At 69.4% G+C, this 16,248-nt stretch carries 18 protein-coding genes; 9 read left to right on the top strand and 9 right to left on the bottom strand.

Going from position 1 to position 16,248, the window contains the following annotated elements; all coding sequences use genetic code 11:
- Window positions 1-54 precede the first annotated feature (54 nt).
- Window positions 55-546, bottom strand: a complete 492-nt coding sequence (locus tag VKA86_03925; GenBank protein HKK70341.1) for a DUF309 domain-containing protein — start codon at window positions 544-546, stop codon at window positions 55-57.
- Between the two features lie 65 nt (window positions 547-611).
- Between VKA86_03925 and VKA86_03920 the strand changes: the two genes are divergently transcribed.
- A complete protein-coding gene (locus tag VKA86_03920) occupies window positions 612-1,448 on the top strand; it encodes an NAD-dependent epimerase/dehydratase family protein (protein HKK70340.1) in 837 nt (278 codons plus the stop codon).
- A 3-nt stretch (window positions 1,449-1,451) separates the two neighbouring features.
- Here the strand turns inward: VKA86_03920 and VKA86_03915 are convergent, their stop codons facing one another.
- From VKA86_03915 to VKA86_03905, 3 genes are all read right to left on the bottom strand, one after another.
- The gene (locus VKA86_03915; GenBank protein HKK70339.1) at window positions 1,452-1,904 is read right to left on the bottom strand and encodes a DMT family transporter; all 453 of its coding nucleotides are present in this window, start codon (window positions 1,902-1,904) and stop codon (window positions 1,452-1,454) included.
- Window positions 1,905-1,948: 44 nt separating this feature from the next.
- On the bottom strand, window positions 1,949-2,890 hold the full coding sequence (locus VKA86_03910) for a hypothetical protein (protein HKK70338.1): 942 nt from the start codon (window positions 2,888-2,890) through the stop codon (window positions 1,949-1,951).
- A gap of 70 nt (window positions 2,891-2,960) precedes the next feature.
- Complete coding sequence (locus VKA86_03905; GenBank protein HKK70337.1) at window positions 2,961-3,743, bottom strand: DNA-formamidopyrimidine glycosylase family protein; 783 nt, start codon at window positions 3,741-3,743, stop codon at window positions 2,961-2,963.
- Between the two features lie 235 nt (window positions 3,744-3,978).
- Here VKA86_03905 and VKA86_03900 point away from each other — a divergent pair, with 235 nt between their 5' ends.
- Window positions 3,979-4,578, top strand: a complete 600-nt coding sequence (locus VKA86_03900) for an HdeD family acid-resistance protein (GenBank protein ID HKK70336.1) — start codon at window positions 3,979-3,981, stop codon at window positions 4,576-4,578.
- 25 nt (window positions 4,579-4,603) lie between these two features.
- Here VKA86_03900 and VKA86_03895 read toward each other — a convergent pair whose 3' ends face one another.
- Window positions 4,604-5,083 carry a YbhB/YbcL family Raf kinase inhibitor-like protein gene (locus VKA86_03895; GenBank protein ID HKK70335.1) on the bottom strand — a complete coding sequence of 160 codons (480 nt, stop codon included), beginning with the start codon at window positions 5,081-5,083 and terminating at the stop codon, window positions 4,604-4,606.
- Window positions 5,084-5,378: 295 nt separating this feature from the next.
- Here VKA86_03895 and VKA86_03890 point away from each other — a divergent pair, with 295 nt between their 5' ends.
- The 5 genes from VKA86_03890 to VKA86_03870 all read left to right on the top strand — a co-directional run bounded on the left by VKA86_03890 (window position 5,379) and on the right by VKA86_03870 (window position 10,048).
- A complete protein-coding gene (locus tag VKA86_03890) occupies window positions 5,379-6,056 on the top strand; it encodes a hypothetical protein (GenBank protein ID HKK70334.1) in 678 nt (225 codons plus the stop codon).
- A gap of 151 nt (window positions 6,057-6,207) precedes the next feature.
- The gene (locus VKA86_03885; GenBank protein HKK70333.1) at window positions 6,208-6,516 is read left to right on the top strand and encodes an MTH1187 family thiamine-binding protein; all 309 of its coding nucleotides are present in this window, start codon (window positions 6,208-6,210) and stop codon (window positions 6,514-6,516) included.
- Between the two features lie 10 nt (window positions 6,517-6,526).
- Window positions 6,527-7,291 carry an ABC transporter ATP-binding protein gene (locus tag VKA86_03880; protein HKK70332.1) on the top strand — a complete coding sequence of 255 codons (765 nt, stop codon included), beginning with the start codon at window positions 6,527-6,529 and terminating at the stop codon, window positions 7,289-7,291.
- Window positions 7,288-8,895, top strand: a complete 1,608-nt coding sequence (locus VKA86_03875) for a hypothetical protein (protein ID HKK70331.1) — start codon at window positions 7,288-7,290, stop codon at window positions 8,893-8,895. Before VKA86_03880 ends, VKA86_03875 begins: the two co-directional genes overlap by 4 nt.
- A 1-nt stretch (window position 8,896) precedes the next feature.
- Window positions 8,897-10,048 (top strand): alpha/beta hydrolase-fold protein, encoded by a 1,152-nt coding sequence (locus VKA86_03870; GenBank protein HKK70330.1) that lies wholly within the window; start codon window positions 8,897-8,899, stop codon window positions 10,046-10,048.
- Between the two features lie 9 nt (window positions 10,049-10,057).
- Here the strand turns inward: VKA86_03870 and VKA86_03865 are convergent, their stop codons facing one another.
- Window positions 10,058-11,353 carry an ATP-binding protein gene (locus tag VKA86_03865; protein HKK70329.1) on the bottom strand — a complete coding sequence of 432 codons (1,296 nt, stop codon included), beginning with the start codon at window positions 11,351-11,353 and terminating at the stop codon, window positions 10,058-10,060.
- 9 nt (window positions 11,354-11,362) lie between these two features.
- Window positions 11,363-12,064, bottom strand: a complete 702-nt coding sequence (locus tag VKA86_03860; GenBank protein HKK70328.1) for a response regulator — start codon at window positions 12,062-12,064, stop codon at window positions 11,363-11,365.
- Between the two features lie 219 nt (window positions 12,065-12,283).
- Here VKA86_03860 and VKA86_03855 point away from each other — a divergent pair, with 219 nt between their 5' ends.
- Window positions 12,284-12,859 (top strand): outer membrane beta-barrel protein, encoded by a 576-nt coding sequence (locus VKA86_03855; protein HKK70327.1) that lies wholly within the window; start codon window positions 12,284-12,286, stop codon window positions 12,857-12,859.
- Window positions 12,860-12,920: 61 nt separating this feature from the next.
- Here VKA86_03855 and VKA86_03850 read toward each other — a convergent pair whose 3' ends face one another.
- Together VKA86_03850 and rnd are read right to left on the bottom strand one after the other, a co-directional pair.
- A complete protein-coding gene (locus tag VKA86_03850) occupies window positions 12,921-13,661 on the bottom strand; it encodes a sulfotransferase domain-containing protein (GenBank protein ID HKK70326.1) in 741 nt (246 codons plus the stop codon).
- Window positions 13,658-14,836 (bottom strand): ribonuclease D, encoded by a 1,179-nt coding sequence (rnd, locus tag VKA86_03845; protein ID HKK70325.1) that lies wholly within the window; start codon window positions 14,834-14,836, stop codon window positions 13,658-13,660. Before rnd ends, VKA86_03850 begins: the two co-directional genes overlap by 4 nt.
- Window positions 14,837-15,086: 250 nt before the next feature.
- Between rnd and VKA86_03840 the strand changes: the two genes are divergently transcribed.
- Window positions 15,087-16,247: an ATP-dependent 6-phosphofructokinase gene (locus tag VKA86_03840; protein HKK70324.1), complete on the top strand. Its 1,161-nt coding sequence runs from the start codon at window positions 15,087-15,089 to the stop codon at window positions 16,245-16,247.
- Window position 16,248 lies beyond the last annotated feature (1 nt).

Raw genomic sequence — 16,248 nt, 5'->3', positions numbered from 1 at the left:
GGGTTCTCACGCAACGGTGTGCGGCGAGTTCCCGTCGAGGCACCCCGGAGGGCGTCATAGGAGATAGATCCGTGGGGGCCGGTCTCCACCGAACGCGAAGCGTCCCAGTTCGGTGGCCAGACGTGAGACCTGGACGCCCATGTACACCCGCCCGGCCTCGCGTTCCACGGTGCGCAGGCGTTCGGACGCGCGACGCGCCAGACGCGAGCGCCCCTTGTCGCGTCCCAGACGGTGCTGGACCCCGGCCGCCGCTGCCTGGATCAGGGCCTGCAGGTGTTCGCGCTGGACGGAATCGCCGGAAGCGTGCCACAGGGCCTCCCAGACCTCGTGGGCTTCCCAGTGGTAGTCGTGGTTGTAGAGGTCGATGCCGTAGAGATAGTCCTCGCACTCGGCGTAGAGCCCGGGGTTCGGCGCGACGACCTCGATCTCCTCGACACCGTGGGAATGGCCGTCGGGGTGCCGCGTCGGATGCGGGTCTCGCCCCGGTAGGTAGGCGTAGGCCGGAAACGGGCGCCGAGGCGCGTAGCGGTCGCCGGAGGCGGGCACGTGGGTCTCCCGGAGAACGGTCGGCGCAGGGTGTCGGGACGATGGATCCTGGGTACCTTGCCCCCATGCGACACACCGATCAAGACCGACCGATCGAAGACCTGGTGATCGTGGGCAGCGGATTCGTGGGAACCGCCCTCGCCGAGCGCCTGCGCGAGAAGGGCCTGGTCGAGCGCCTGCGGGTGACGACGCGCTCCGACGAGCGCCGGGCCGCACTCGCCGACCGCGGTCTCGACGCCCATGCGGTGGATCTCGCCGACCGCGACGCGCTGCGCAGCGTGGTCGACGGAGCCACGCACGTGGTGTTCAGCGCGGCTGCCGGTCGCGGGGGCGACTACGGGGCCGTCTACGACCGCGGAAGTGCGCACCTCGTCGACGCGCTCGGCGGTGCCCATCTCGTCTACACCTCGTCGACCGGCGTGTACGCCGCCAGCGATGGCTCCTGGGTCGACGAGGACTCACCACGGGTGCCCCGCGAAGGTCGCGGCGGCGCCCTCCGCGCCGGCGAGGACCACGTACTGGCCGCCGGCGGCGCCGTCCTGCGACTGAGCGGCTTGATCGGGGCGACACGCGGTCCGCACCGTCGGGTCGGGGCGCTGGCCGGCACCGAACGCGACGACGGCGACGCCTGGCTGAACCTCGCTCCACTTCCCACGGTGCTCGACGCGCTCGAGACCGCTCTCCTGCGTCTGCACCGGGGAGTGGTGAACGTCAGCGCGGCCGCACCGTTGCGGCGACGCGACTTCTACGATCGTGTCCTCGCCCGCGCCGGGGCCGAGCCGATCCGTTGGTCGGAGACGCCGGCCGATGCACCGCGTGGTCGACGCGTCCGCGTCGATCGGTTGCGGACGGTTCTCGACGTCGAGCCCCTCCCGCTGGACCTGGACCTCCTCTTGGGCTGAGCCTCAGCGTTTCCAGCTGGCGAGTGCCGTCCCGGCCAGTGCGATCATCGCTCCGACCACCCGCAGTGGGTGGGCCGGGATCCGCTCCACCAGTGCGTCCCAGAACAGGCTGGCCACCACTTGTGCGACGAGGACGCTCAGGATCACCTCGAGCGCACCCAGTCGGGAGAAGGCCCACGGGAGCCCGGCCACGATGGTGATGCCGAGCACCCCCGGAACGAAGCCACGCCACCAGGCGAAGTGGCCCGGAGCATCGGGCCAGCGCAGGAACTCGGGGAAGAGCTCGGGTCGCCACCGCACCAGCGCGTAGAAGACGATCGCCAGCCCCAGCACCACGGCGCTGTTCAACAGCACGGAACCGGCCAGGCCCCAGTGGTCGGCGATCTGACGGTTCATGCCTGCCTGCACCACGACGGCGAAGCCCACGAGGACGGGCAACAGGAACATGGGACTCATGCGCGATCTCCAGTGCGTCGACGTGATGCGTCGCGGGTCCTCGGTCAGGGAGTCCGGGCGGGACGGGGCTCGAGGCCCAGATCCTCGAGGCGCGCGCGTCCGGCCGGCTCGTTGAGCTGCCAGTAGGGCATCCGTCGACTGGCGACCATCTCGGCGGCCTGACCGTACGCGTTCTCCCAGCGCACGATCCGATGCGGCGCGGTGGCTTCCACCCAGATCCTCCAGATCTCGCGGCCGTTGACGGTGATCCACCGCTCCTCGACCTCGAAACTTCCGGCCGGGACCTCGATCGTCGTCGGGGATCCGGCGCGATGGAACGTGGCATTGGTCCACGAAGGATCGGTGTGCGTCAAGCGCGCACGTTTCGCCGCGGTCAACATCGGGCGCTCGGTGGAGCCACCGGGAGCGAGGAAGGGTCCGGCGAGTTCACGCGCCCACAGCAGGACTGCGTCCTCGGTGAATCCGTTCTCCGGCAGGTCCAGACGCCGCTGCTGGTCGGCTTCGCCGTCGAAGTAGCTGTGCAGTGTGTAGTCGAGGTGGTCCTCGTGGGCGATCCATTGGATCCACGCATGGCCGCACCACTCCTGCATGCTGTGACTGAGCTTGGTCACGTGTCCGCGCGGATGGCCGTCGCGCTCGACGAGCGAGACGAAGGTGCTGGTCATGAGGTTGTAGTCGTAGACACCGGTCGGGAAGTCCTCGACCAGGTTCAGCTTCATCACGGGGTAGGTGTCGGACTCCGGATGGTTGCCCGGGTCGGCCTTCACGCGCAACGAGTGGCTGAAGGTCTCGGTGACGAAGATCGCCACCGCGGTTCCCGAGCGCTCGTGTCCGTAGCGTTCGAAGGTCAGGTCGTAGCTGGCGAGCTCGGCCCGGCCGTCTCCCCAGTGCGACCAGAACGCGTCGGCGAAGCGGGAGGTCGGATCGAGTTCGGCCCGCGCGATGACGGGCACCAGCAGAAGGACGACGAAGACGACGTGACGCATGACGGCTCCCCCGGGGGCTTGGTGGTGCGCTCGGAGAAGGTAGACGGAAGAGGATCGGCGCGCAGCGTGCTCAGGGAGCGGGTTGACATCGAGGACACACGTAGCTCGTGCGGCCGGATACGCTGCAGGTCTCGATCGGTCCGTCGCAGCGAGGACATTCCGCGCCCTCCTCGCGACGCGGGGTCAGGTAACCGCGGGGGAACTCTCCGGGGTCGGCCCCGTGATCGGTGGTCACGCGCAGCACGCGACGCATCACACGGTGGAGAGCGTGCAGTTCGTCGGTGTCGAAGGTGTCGGTCGCGCGACGCGGGTGCACACCGGCCTGGAAGAGGATCTCGTCGGTGTAGACGTTCCCCAGGCCGGCGATCCGCGACTGGTCCATGAGCTTCGACTTGATCATGCCGGAACGGCCCCGGATCCGCGCGACGAAGGTTTCTGCATCCAGGTCGTCACTCATGGCGTCGGGGCCGAGATCGTGGTCCTCGACGAAACGGTCGACGTCCTCGGTGAACCCCACGCGGCCGAGCATGCGGCGGCTCGTGTACAGCAGGCGGTGGTCGCGGTCGAGATCGAGGACCAGCCGGGCGTCGTCGGAATCGCTGTCGTAGATCAACTCGCCGGTCATTCCGAAGTGCAGCACCAGCCATCCCGCGTCGCCGCCGCGCAGGAACAGGTACTTGCCGTGCCGGCGCGAGTCGTCGAGACGCTGGCCGTGGAGGCGTTGGGCGAGCCGCTGCCTCGTGACGTCCTCCAGGATCCGTGTGTCGCTCACCGAGGTGTGCTCCACGCGGTGCCCGCGGGCGGTGGTGTCGAATCGGTGCCGGAAGGTGTCGACGTCGGGGAGTTCGGGCACGGCGGACCTCCGGGGTGCGAGGGAACGCCGAAGCGTGGGTGCTCCGGCCCGGACGATCCACCCGAGGGGGTGCGGACGGATGCCTGGGGAGATCGCCCAGGGAAAGGTCCCCATCGCGGACCGGGGAGGCGGTCCCATGGGAAGAAGCGTGCCGGCGTGCTGAGCTGTGGTCGTCGGCGCTCGGGAGCGTCGTACCTCCGTTCCGGCTCCCACGACGAGACGAGGAGATCACTCCATGACTTCCCTGCACGGTCCGAGCCCGCTGCCCGAGTCGAGTTTCCGGTTCTACGGCGAGTTGGCGCGCCACTGGAAGTGGATGGCGGGACTCGGCGCCCTGGCCATCGTGCTGGGCCTGATCGGACTCATGGTCACGGTCACCCTCACCCTCGCCAGTGTCCTGTTCTTCGGAGCCCTCTTGATCTTGGGGGGAATCTTCCAGGCGCTGCACACGGCCAAGTGCGACGGATGGAGGAGCAAGGCCCTGCACGCCACGATCGCGTTGCTCTACGTGGCCGCGGGTGCCGTCGTCTTGATCGATCCCGTGTTCTCGTCGGCCTTCCTCACGCTGCTGCTCGCCGCTGCCGTGTTCCTCGTCGGTGCGCTGCGTTTCGCCATGGGGCTGCAGATGCGCGGCCGGCCGGGATGGGGATGGCCCGTCTTCGGCGGGATCCTGGCCATGTTGCTCGGAATCCTGATCTTCGCCCAGTGGCCATCGTCTGCGCTGTGGGTGATCGGGGTGTTCATCTCGGTCGAGCTCCTGGTGCACGGCTGGTCGATGATCGCCGTGTCGCTCGCCGCCCGCGAGGCTCACCGGAGCGCCGACGAGGGCGCCTGAGCGCCGCTCGCCGGCGGGAAGGATCTCAGGATCGGCGTTCGAAGGTCCCGACCAGTTCGCCGTAGTCGATCACATGATCCAGCATGACCTCGAGCACGGTCTGCGGATCGGCCCCCGGTTCGAGATCGAGGGTCTGGTCGAGGGCGTAGGCCTTGAAGTGGAGTTCGTGCACGCCGTCGCCGACCGGAGGCGCGGGTCCCTCGTAGCCGGCGTCTCCCGAAGTGTTCAGCCCCTGACGCGCACCCGGCGGCCGTTCCGGTCGGGGGGAGACGCGGATTCCCTCGGGCAGCGAACGCACGCCGGGCGGGATTCCGTAGACGAGCCAGTGGACCCACGGGTGCGGAGTCGGCGCATCGGGGTCGTAGGCCAGCAGGACGATCTCCTCGGCCCCTTCGGGCACCCCCTCGATCTCCAGCGGTGGCGAGAGGTTGTCGCCGTCCTGGGAGTACTCCACGGGAATCCGATCCCCGTGGTCGAAGGCTTCGCTCGAAACTCGCATGTTCATGGAGGCTCGTCTCCTTGCTCGCTCCGTCGGTCGGAGGGTGGGATCCGGAACTCGGGGAGGTTCTCCGCGTAGGCTCGTGCCGACCGCCGCCTCCCACCCGTGTCGGTCCCGACCCTACGCGGAGCCCTCGTCGGTGACGCATGGGGGCAGGGCTGAATCGCGGATGGTGGCACCGGCCGACGTTGACACGGCCCCGACGTGCCCTGTTAGTGTCGTGGATCCAGTATTTCCAGGGTGTTGACTGTTCCTTTTCCGCTTGTCCAGTGGCATCCGATCCAAGGAGCGTATCCGAGACATGTTCGATCCGAACCTTTCGACGAAGACGATTTCCCGCGCTGGGCGCCCGCTCGCCGCGGGTCTGTTCGCCCTGGTCGTCGCGCTGGGTGTCCTCGCGTCGTCCGCGGTCGCCCAATCGGAGGCCCAGGGCGAGGGCGAGTCCCGCCCGCCCATGCAGATGCAGATGCCGCAGGGCGAGAACCCCATGCAGCAGCTCCAGCAGATGCGGCAGCAGATCCAGCAGCTGAACATGGAGCTGATCGACATCCAGGAGAACACGCTCGAGAACGAGCCGGCGCTGGCCGAGCGCCGTGACGAACTCGTGGAAATGGTCGACGAGAAGATGAAGCAAGCCGGTCACCAGCCCGAGGCCACGCGCGAGTCCATGGACGAACTCCAGGCGCAGCTCGAGAGCGGCGATCTCTCGCAGGCCGAGCAGCAATCGGTGGCGGAGGAGCTCCAGCAGGAGCAGCAGGCCTTCCAGCAGGCCCAGCAGCAGGCCATGCAGAACGAAGAGGTCGCCCAGCTGCGCGAGTCGCTGAACCAGGACCTCGTGACGGCCATGAAGGAGCAGAACCCGCGCACCGAGGAGCTGATCACCGAGCTCCAGCAGACCCAGCAGCGCTTCCAGGCCATGCTGCAGGAGGCGATGCAGGAGCGCATGGGCGGTGGCGGAGGCATGCCCGAGGGCCAGTGACCGACCGCGGTGGAACGATCGTTCCGATTTCGAGAACGGCCTCGTCCGGCGGGACGGGGCCGTTCGTGCGTCGTGTCGCCGGTGGTGATTCCGGGTCGGCGGTCTGCTATCCTGCCCCGGCTCCGACGATCCCCGCGTGAGGGAGGACGGCATGAAGGTCATCGCCGACCTGTGTGTGGTGCCGGTGGGTGCCGGGACGAGTGTGTCGCGCCACGTGGCCGCCTGCGAGCGCGTGCTGGCCGAGGCCGGGCTCGAGCACCGCATGCACGCCTACGGCACGAACATCGAGGGCGAGTGGGACGCGGTCATGGCCGCGATCAAGCGCTGCCACGAGGTCGTGCACGAGATGGGGGCGCCGCGCATCTCCACCACGCTTCGCCTGGGCACGCGCACGGATCGCGACCAGACCATGGGCGACAAGATCCGCAGCGTCGAAGAGAAACTCGCCTCCCGCGAGTGAGTCCGACACGATGATCGAGACCCGCGGTCTGAGCCGCGTGTACGGCGCGGTGCGCGCGCTGGACTCCGTCGATCTCGACCTTCCCTCCGGCCGGGTCGTGGGTCTGCTCGGCCCCAACGGTGCAGGCAAGACCACCCTGCTGAACATCGTGACCACGCTGCTCGCACCGAGTGCGGGGCGGGTGCACGTCGACGGGATCGACGCGACCCGCGACCCGCTCGAGGTGCGGCGACGGATCGGCTACGTGCCCGAGCACGGCGCGGTCTACGAGGGGCTGACCGCCGACGAGTTCGTCGAGATGGCCGGGGTGGCACACGGACTCGACCTCGATCTGATCCGAGCGCGGGTCGATCGTCTGTTCGATCACTTCGAACTGCACGAGGCACGGCACCGTCGCCTGGGGACCTTCTCCAAGGGCATGCGCCGCAAGGTGCTGGTGTCCACCGCGGTTCTGCACGATCCGCGCGTGGTACTGCTCGACGAGCCCCTCGACGGCCTCGACGTCCCCAGCCAGGACCGGGTGATCGCGCTGCTGCGCGATCTGGCGGCCGACGGGCGCGGCGTCCTGCTGTCGAGCCACGTGCTCGAACAGGTGAGCGAGATCTGCGACCACCTGGTGGTGCTCGCCGAGGGGCGCGTGGTCTGGCAGGGGGACCTGGTCGACCTGCGGGCGCGCTACGAGGGGCTGTCGGTGCGTGAGATCTTTCGCGAACTCACCGTGGGCGGCGAATCGCGGGCCAGACGCCTGGCCGACCTGCTCGGAGACGCGGTATGAACGTGGCGGCCTGGTTCGGGGCCGATCCCGGGCGGGTCGGCGCGCTGATCGGCTTCCTCGACCGTGCGCGCGAAGGCCGTCTCGCGCTGCTGGTGGAGCGCGAGAAGTCCAGCGTGTTCGGTCCGGCGCTCGTGCGGACGCTCTCGCTGGTCGGTGCGGCCCTGCTCGGACTGTTCGTGGGCGGGATGCTGGTCCTGGCCACCGGACTGCCCGGCATCGGTCTGGTCGTCACCGTGCTCGGCCTCCTGGTGTCGAGCGCGGTGGTCTTGATCCACGGGATCCCCCTGCTGCTCGACACCGACGACGCGCAGGTGATCGGGCACTGGCCGGTGACCGCGCGGGACGTGGGGGCCGCGCGCATGCTCTTGCTGCTGCGCGGCGTGCTGGAGGCCACGCTGGCCTTCGCCACCGTTCCCTGTGCGGTGCTGCTCTTCGTGGGAGCCCCACGCGTCCTGGTGGGAGTGGTCACCGCCGGTGCGGTCGTGGCCCAGGCGGTGCTGGTCACCGCGTTGCTCGCGCTCGCGCTCCTGCTGCTGCGCCGGACGTTCGGGCGCCGCCGCGCGCAGAAGATCGTCGGTGCCGCGTTCTTCGTCGTGTTCTTCCTCGGCGCGACCGTGATGCCCACGCTCGCCGACCGGGCCGAAGCCTCGGGGGCGGGGCCGCCGGCGTGGGGTTGGGCGCTGCTGCCGCTGTTCTGGTGCATGGTCTGGCCGGTGCTGTTCGAGACGTCGTGGGCGGTCGGTGCCGGGGTCGCACTCGGCAGTACGTTCGGAACCGCGGCGCTCGTGCTGCTGACCGTGCGCTCCATCGCCGGCGGGGGCCGGGCCGACCGCGTCGAGGCACGGCGGTCCTCGGACACGCGCGGACGGATCCGTTGGCTGGAGATCCTGCTGTGGCCGTGGATGCCGGGGATCCGGGGGCTGGTGCCGCGGCGCCTGGTCGTGGCGCACCTGCGCGACGACTGGCGCGTGCTCCTGCGATTGTTCCACGCGCCGTTGATGTTCGTCGTGGTGATCGTGGGGCCGCTGCACGACGTCGGTCCACTGGCGATCGTGGCCGATCGCGACGGCTTCCGCTGGTTCCACCTCTTCGTGATCGTGATGGCCTCGGTCGGCGTGGCCAACATGGTGGCCCTCGTCAGCAGTTCGCAGCGGCGGGCCTCGTGGGTCCTCGTGGCCTCCCCCGTCGCGCACGGACCGTGGGCGGCGTGGCAGCGCGGCATGGCGCGGGCGACCTCCGTGCCCTGGGCGGTGCTGATCGTTCTCGGACTGCACGTGGCCGCGGGATCGACGCCCTGGCGCGTCGTCGACGACCTCGTCGTCGTCCTGTTGACCCTCGAGGTGGCGGTGCGGGGGATCCAGCGCGTGCAGTGGCGCGCGCCGTTCTCCCTCGATCCGAGCTTCGTCGACGGTCGCTTCGTCGCCGCATCGGTGTTGTCGTCGATGACGGTGCTCCCCGCCACCGTGGCCTACCTGGCCTTCGTACACGCGAAGTTCGCCTGGGCTCCGCCTCTGACGTGGGCCATGCTCCTGCTGGCCGTGGTGCTGCTGGACCGATCCGCGCGACGGGCCGAACCCATGACCCCGACCTGGGCCGATGCATGACATGCGGATACTGCTCGCGTTCGTCCTGGTGTTCCTCGCGGTGGAGGCCGGGGCCGTGACCGTCACCCTGCGGGTCACGGTCCCCGAGACCACACCGCTGGACGCCACCGTCTTCGTCACGGGCAACTTCCAGGACTGGGATCCCGGCGATCCCGACTTCGCCCTGACGCCGGTCGACGACCGGGTCCACGCGATCGATCTGGAGTTCCAGCCCGGCACACGGATCGAGTTCCGGTTCACGCGCGGTTCGTGGGGCACGGCCGAACGCGATCCTGCCGGCGGGGAGATCACGAGCCGGCGGATCACCGTGGACGAGGGCCGTGTCCACGAGCTCGCCGTGCCGCGCTGGGCCGACACCGAGATCGTGCGCACGCTCACCGGCGACGTCACCGAGCACACCGTCGACGATCTGCTCGACGGTCGTCGCGTGTGGGTCTACCTGCCCCCGGGCTACCGCGAGTCCGATCGCACGTATCCCGTGCTGTACATGCTCGACGGGCAGAACGTCTTCGACGTGTCGACCAGCTTCGCCGGCGAGTGGCGGGTCGACGAGACCTGCGAAGAGCAGATCGCCGCCGGGGCGATGCAGCCGATCGTCGTGGTGGCCCTCGACAACGGCGGCGCCCGGCGGGTGTTCGAGTACACGCCCTCGACCGACGCCCGGCGCGGGATCGGCGGCGGGGCCGACGCGCACTTCACGGCGATCGTCGACACCCTGATGCCCTGGGTCGAGCGCAGCTACCGCGTGCGGACCGGCCCCGCCGCGACCGGTTTCGCGGGGTCGTCGCTCGGCGGACTCATGGCGTTGGTGGCCGCGCTCGAGCACGACGACCATTTCGGCCGCATCGGGGCGATCTCGCCGAGCCTGTGGTGGGACGAGGGCGTGATCCTCGATCGCTTCGAGCAGGCCCCGAAACCCGACGTCCGCCTGTGGGCCGACATGGGCACCGAGGAGGGCAGCGACGTCCAGGGTAGCGGGGCCTACGTCAGGGATCTGCGGGAACTCCGGGCGACGCTCCTGGACGAGGGCTTCGTCGAGGGCGAGGACCTGATCGTCCACGTCGACGAGGGCGGCCGGCACCACGAGGAGGCGTGGGCCCGGCGCTTCGGGGACGTGCTGCGCTTCCTGTTCCCTCCGGACGACGGTCGCTGATCCGGCGGCTCAGGCGGTTCTCGGCCAGCGCACGGTGAAGCGGCATCCGCCGAGGTCCGAATCGGTCAGCTCGACCCGGCCTCCGTGGGCTTCGGCCACGCGGCGCACGATCGCCAGGCCCAGCCCGAAACCTCCCGAGTCGCGGCTGCGGCTCGTGTCGAGGCGGGCGAAGGCCTCGAACACGCGCTCGCGCTCGTCGACCGGAATGCCGGGGCCGTCGTCGTCGACCGCGACCACCACGTCATCGCCGTCGGTCCGCGCCGCGATCCGCACGTGGTGGCCGCCGTGACGATCGGCGTTGTGGACGAGGTTCTCGAGGGCCCGTGCGAGGTGGCGGGGGTCGAAGCGGACCGGTCGGCCGTCCTCGATCGCGCAGTCGAGTTCGACCTGCGCGGCGGTCTCGGCCACGAGAGTGGCGTGGAGTTCTTCGATCCACGGCCTGAACGCGTGGGGCTCCAGCTCGAGATCGGGCGCCGTGCGGTCGAAGCGCGCGTAGACCAGCAGTTCCTCGACCAGCGCCTCGAGGTCGTCGAGGTCGCGGCGGAGTTCTCGGGCCGAGCGTTCGCGGGTGGACTCGTCACCGGCCGACTCGACCATCTCCAACCCGAAGCGCAGGCGCGAGATCGGGGTCCGCAGTTCGTGCGCCACCGCGTTCGTGAGTTCGCGGTGCGAGGTGATCAGTTGCTCGATGCGATCGGCCATGCGGTTGAAGCTGGTGGCCAGCGGAGCGAGCGGGGAGTGGCGTCGGGTCGTCGCGCGGGATTCGAAGCGTCCCTCGCCGAACGCCGCGGCGGTCCGTCGGAAGCCGCGAAGTTCACGGGCGAAGGGAAGCGCCCAGAGCGTCGTGGCCACGCCCAGGAAGCCCAGCACGAGCGCCCAGGTGAGGAAGTCCACCGAACGACCGACCTGCGGTGCCGGGAACGGACCCATGACCAGCACCCGGTCGGTGTCGCCGATGCGCCGCCAGAACTGGTCGTAGCCGGTGCCCACGACCAGCGTGCCGGCGCGTAGTTGCTCGCGCTGGGCCGCCGAGACGCCGGCTTCGTCGATCGTGGCCAGCTCCAGCGGATAGCCGAAGTCGGGCTGCAGCTCCTCGATCCGCTGCGACCATTCGGCCGGCGGGATCGAGCCCAGGTCCTCGGTCACCAACTCGAAGGTGCCTCGCATCAGTTCCCGGTAGTAGCGGTCGTAGTCCTCGCGGAAGGGTGCCGACGCGAAGTACTCGACCAATGGCACGGCCGCGAACCACACCAGCACCAGGACGAAGACGAGGAACAGGTAGTAGTTGAGGAACAGACGACGCACGGGACGGCCCTACCAGGCGTCGGGGACGAAGAGGTAGCCCCGGCGCCACACGGTGCGGATGCGCTGCGGGTGCGACGGCTTCGTTTCGAGCTTCTTCCGCAGGCGCGAGATCGCGATGTCGACCGAGCGATCGACCCCGTCGTACTCGAGGCCACGGAGTTCGCGGAACAGCCAGTCGCGCGAGACCACCTCGCCGGCGCGGGCGGCCAGGAGGTGCAGGAGTTCGTACTCGTTCGTCGTCAGCTCGACGTGTCGTCCGGCGAGTTCGACCGTCCGTGAGGTGGGCACGATCCGCAGCGATCCGAACTCGAGGGTGCCGTCGTGGGCCGCCTCGGCCCGGGGACTCGATGCGGTCCGTCGCAGGAGGGCGCGGACGCGCGCGAGCAGGACGCGCGGCTCGACCGGCTTCTTCACGTAGTCGTCCGCACCCACTTCGAGGCCGGCGACCTCGTCGACGTCGTCCTCGCGGGCCGTCAGGATGAGGATCGGGCCGTCGTGGTCGGGGCGGATCTCACGGCAGACCTCCAGGCCGTCGCGGCCGGGGAGCATGAGATCGAGGATCAGCAGGTCCGGACGCTCGGCCCGGATGCGTTCGGCCGCCGTGTCGCCGCGGGCCTCGACGGCGACCTCGAAACCCTGTCGGCCGAGGTAGTCGCCGATGAGCGAGGCCAGGCGGTGATCGTCTTCGACGAGCAGTATGCGGTGTCGCACGGGTCCTCGGAGTGGATGGATCGCAGGATCGTCGGCGCGGGGACCGGAGCCGAGGGCGACGCCCCCGTCGTCGGGCTACAGAACGATACAGTTTCGAACAGTTCCACAACAGCATCGAAGGTCCGTGCTGCCTAGCCTTCGCATCGGATCGGCGAGGCCGCAGCGATGGTCGCCGGCGGCTCCGATCCCCGGACACCATCCCGTGCTGGAGGGACAGCCATGACACGCCTCGTCACGATCCTTCTCGTCGCCCTCGCCGGAATCACGGCCGGGCAATCCCACGCCTCCGATCGCTGGAGCTGGGAGCTCCGAACCGGCCTCGACCCCGTCGCGGGCGATCTCGGCGGCTCCGACCTCGGGACGGGCGCCGGTTTCGAGGCCACCCTGGCCTATCGGATCCAGCCGCACCTCGCGGCCTACGCGGGTTGGGGCTGGCACCACTTCGGCACCGGGGACCGGCTCACCGACGGCTCGCTGGAGCAGACGGGGTACAGCTTTGGCCTGCAGTTCGTTCATCCGGTCGGCGGGGGCCGCCTCGGGTACTTCGTCCGCGGTGGGGCGGTGCTCCGGCACTTCGAACTCGAGAACGCCGACGGCGACGTCGTCGACGACTCGGGACACGGCTGGGGTTGGGAGCTCGGTGCCGGGCTGGACATCGCCCTGGGCGGTGCGTGGAGTCTGCGTCCCGGCCTGACGTACCGCTCCCTCGCGCGGGACGTCACGATCGAGGGGGAGGGCCTCGGCGTCGAGGTCGGAGGCGTCGACCTCGAGATCGGGCTGGCCCGCTCCTTCTGAGTGCCTTGCCCGCAGCCGGATCCTTCCCGGTGGGGCCCGGTCGTCGGACGACGGCCGGGCCTCAGGCCGAGAAGCCGTACCGCGCGGCGACTTCGCGGCATCGTGCCACCGTCTCGTCCGACAGGTACTCGCGATACCCACCGATCCGTCCGCGGCGTACCTTGCGGCTCTCCGGATCGTCGCCGCTCTTCTGCGAGAGCATCATGTGCTGGAAACGACCGGTCGATTCCAGTGCGCGCATGCGGTCGAAGGACGACTGCTCGACCACGGTCTCGATGTCGTCGACGTCGAGACCGTGGGACTCGAAGAGGGTCGAAAAGGCCTCGACGGGATCCCTCCGTGCATGCTCGTAGGTCAGAACGACCGTGTCGTCCCGGCCCTCCAGCGCGTCGAGCCACCCGCGGTTGAAGGCACAGATCTTGGGCACGCCCAGTCCCTCGTGCAGGACGAAGTCCTCGATGTCGCGGTCGGGCATGCGTCCCGAGAGCTTGAAGGGGATCCAGCGCTTCCACCAGCGGAGGCTGCCCGCGGGCATGTCCTTGCGCAGCACCTGGAAATAGAACGACACCGCGGTGTCGATCGGATTGCGGTGCATGAAGACGGTCGAGCGTCCCTCGACGAGACCCAGGTCGGCGCCCTCGAAGCGACGACCCAGCTCACGACTCGTGGTCCCCGAGCCCGCATGGGTGAAGTGCGCTTCGAGTCCGACCAGATGGAAGACGTAGCGCAGCCAGGTGCGGCCCGACTTCGGGTGCGAGACGAAGATCGGCGGGCGGGGGCCCGTGGTGTCGTGTGCGGTCAAGGCTTTCCCACGGGGATGAGGCGGAGCCGCCCTCGGCCCTCCTCCACGGAAAGCGCGAGTCGGCCGTCGAGGAACTGCTCGAGGTCACGGCCGACCATCTCGTAGCGCCAGCCGGATCCCAGCGGGTGGCCGTCGCGCGAGCGCTTCTGGCGGTGGGCCAGGGCGAAGGCGGCGATCTGCTTCTTGTTGCCCAGGTAGCTGGGCGCGATGCTCTTCTCGCGGGCGCGGTACTTCACGAAGGTCGCCAACAGGTCGACGGTCACGTTGAGCTCGGGGTCGTCGTCGTGGACCTTGGGCAACTTCGGATGCTCGTCGGGAGGACAGGCCAGGCCCCGGGCGACGGCGGCCAGGATCTCGTCGGCGCCGCGCTCGATCTCGCGGTGGTGCAGACGGCGCAGTTGCTGGAGGTCTTCCACGGTCTGCGGATTGCGGCGGGCGAGGTCGACGAGGACGTCGTCGGCGACCACGCGCATCCGGGGTACGTTGCGGGCCGCGGCCGCTTCCTCGCGCCAGATCGCCAACTCGCGTAGTACGGCGAGCTGCTTGCCCTTGAGGGACCGATGGCGCGAGACGCGGAGCCAGAGCTGGCCGGGATCCCTCTCGTAGTTCTCCCGCTGCTCGTAGAATCCGAGCTCCTCGTCGAGCCAGGGCCGTCGTCCGCGGTTCTCGAGTTCGGAGTCGATCTCGTCGTAGAGCTGGTGCAGGTACAGGACGTCGTCCAGCGCGTACTGCGCCTGGGCCTTGCTCAGCGGTCGTCGCGACCAGTCGGTCGTGCGCTCGCCCTTCTTGAGGTGGACGCCCGTGATCCGGCGTACGACGTCGGCGTAGCCCGGTTGCTCGCCCATGCCCAGCAGTGCGGCGGCGATCTGGGTGTCGAACACGTTCGCCGGCACCAGGCCACCGCTCTCGGCGAAGGCGATCTCCATGTCCTGCATGCCGGCGTGGACGATCAGCTCGACGGCCGGATCGGCGATCAACTCCCAGAGGGGTGAGAGGTCGTCGATGGCGAGTGGATCGATCAGGACGGCCCGCTCGCGGGTGGCCGCCTGGACGAGCTGGAGCACGGGCCGGTAGGTCCGTTCCCGCTCGAACTCCATGTCGAGGCCCACAAGGCCCTCGGCGCGGGCCTGGCGGCAGAATCCGGTCACTTCGTCGGTGTGTGCGAGCAGTTCCATGGAATCGAGGGGCGGGAAGGGGAACGCGGCGGGCGGACGACTCAGGGTAATGCGTCGGCGCGGGAACGTCACGCCGGGGCTTGCGGTCGCAGCGAACTTGTGAGATCGACAGGGGACCCGGTGGGCGCCGCGCCGAGCCTCCCGTAGGCTCTCGCGGCCCCCCTCGCCGGCGCGCCCGGGCGCGGCCGGAAACCCTCGCAGACCCAGCCTGACGGCGGCGGACCCGGTCCGCCGCGAATGGGAGGACGCCATGAAGCGGATCGGGATCCTGACCGGAGGCGGCGACGTCCCGGGCCTGAACGTCGTCATCAAGACCGTCGCCGACCACGCCTTCGCGAACGGACAGGAGGTCCTGGGAATCCGCAACGGCTGGAAGGGAATCGTCCACGTCGACCCCGACGACCCCGTCTCGGTCCAGCGGTACACCGCTTCCCTGAACTCACGCGACGTGCGTCCGATCGACCGCTCGGGCGGGACCATTCTCCACAGCGCGAGGACCAACCCGGGCGACATGCGCGAGAAGGACCTCCCGGCCGGCTTCGACGCCACGGACTACCCCCAGAACGACAAGGGGCGGCGCGACCTCACACCCGTCGTGATGCGCAATCTCGAGAAGCTCGGCGTGGACGCCCTGGTGGTGACGGGCGGGGATGACACACTCGGCTACGCCGCCAAGCTGCACGCGGCGGGCTTCCCGATCGTCGGCGTGCCCAAGACCATGGACAACGACGTTCGGGGCACCGAGTACTGCCTGGGTTTCTCGACGGCGATCACACGATCGGTCGATCTGATCCACCAGGTCCGCACACCGGCCGGGAGTCACGAGCGTATCGCGATCATCGAGCTCTTCGGTCGCAACAGCGGGGCCACCGCGCTGTACGTCGGAATGCTCTCGGCCGCCGACCGCGTGTTGTTGAGCGAGGTTCCCTTCGAGCCCGAGAAGGCCGCCGACCTGCTCGCAGCGGACCAGGACGCCAGTCCGAGCGACTACGCCGTGTGCGTGATCAGCGAGGGCGCCTACCCGAAGGCCGGTGCTCCCTTCGAAGGGGGCGAGGAGGACGCCTATGGTCACAAGAAACTGGGTGGTATCGGCGAGTGGTTCGCCAAGCAGGTGAGGGCCCACACCGGGCGCGAGACCCTGCAGCAGAAGCTGGCCTACCTCATGCGGTCGGGCTCACCCGACTCGCTCGACCGCATGGTCGGCCGGGCCTACGCCACGCTCGCCTACGATCTCCTGAAGAACGACCGCAGTGGTCACATGACCGCGCTCGTCGACGGTCAGTACCGTGCCGTGCCGCTCGAGGTGGTGCGGGGTGGGGCACGGCCCTGCAACATCGGTGATTACTACGACGGTGCCGAGTACCGCGTGCGCATGGAGAAGGTCGAGGGCCGCTCGATCATGCTGCCCTAGC

It is taken from the genome of Candidatus Krumholzibacteriia bacterium, from assembly GCA_035268685.1.
GTDB lineage: Bacteria > Krumholzibacteriota > Krumholzibacteriia > JAJRXK01 > JAJRXK01 > JAJRXK01.
Note: the sequence above shows the minus strand (reverse complement) of the source record. Positions and strands in the feature narration are given on the sequence as shown.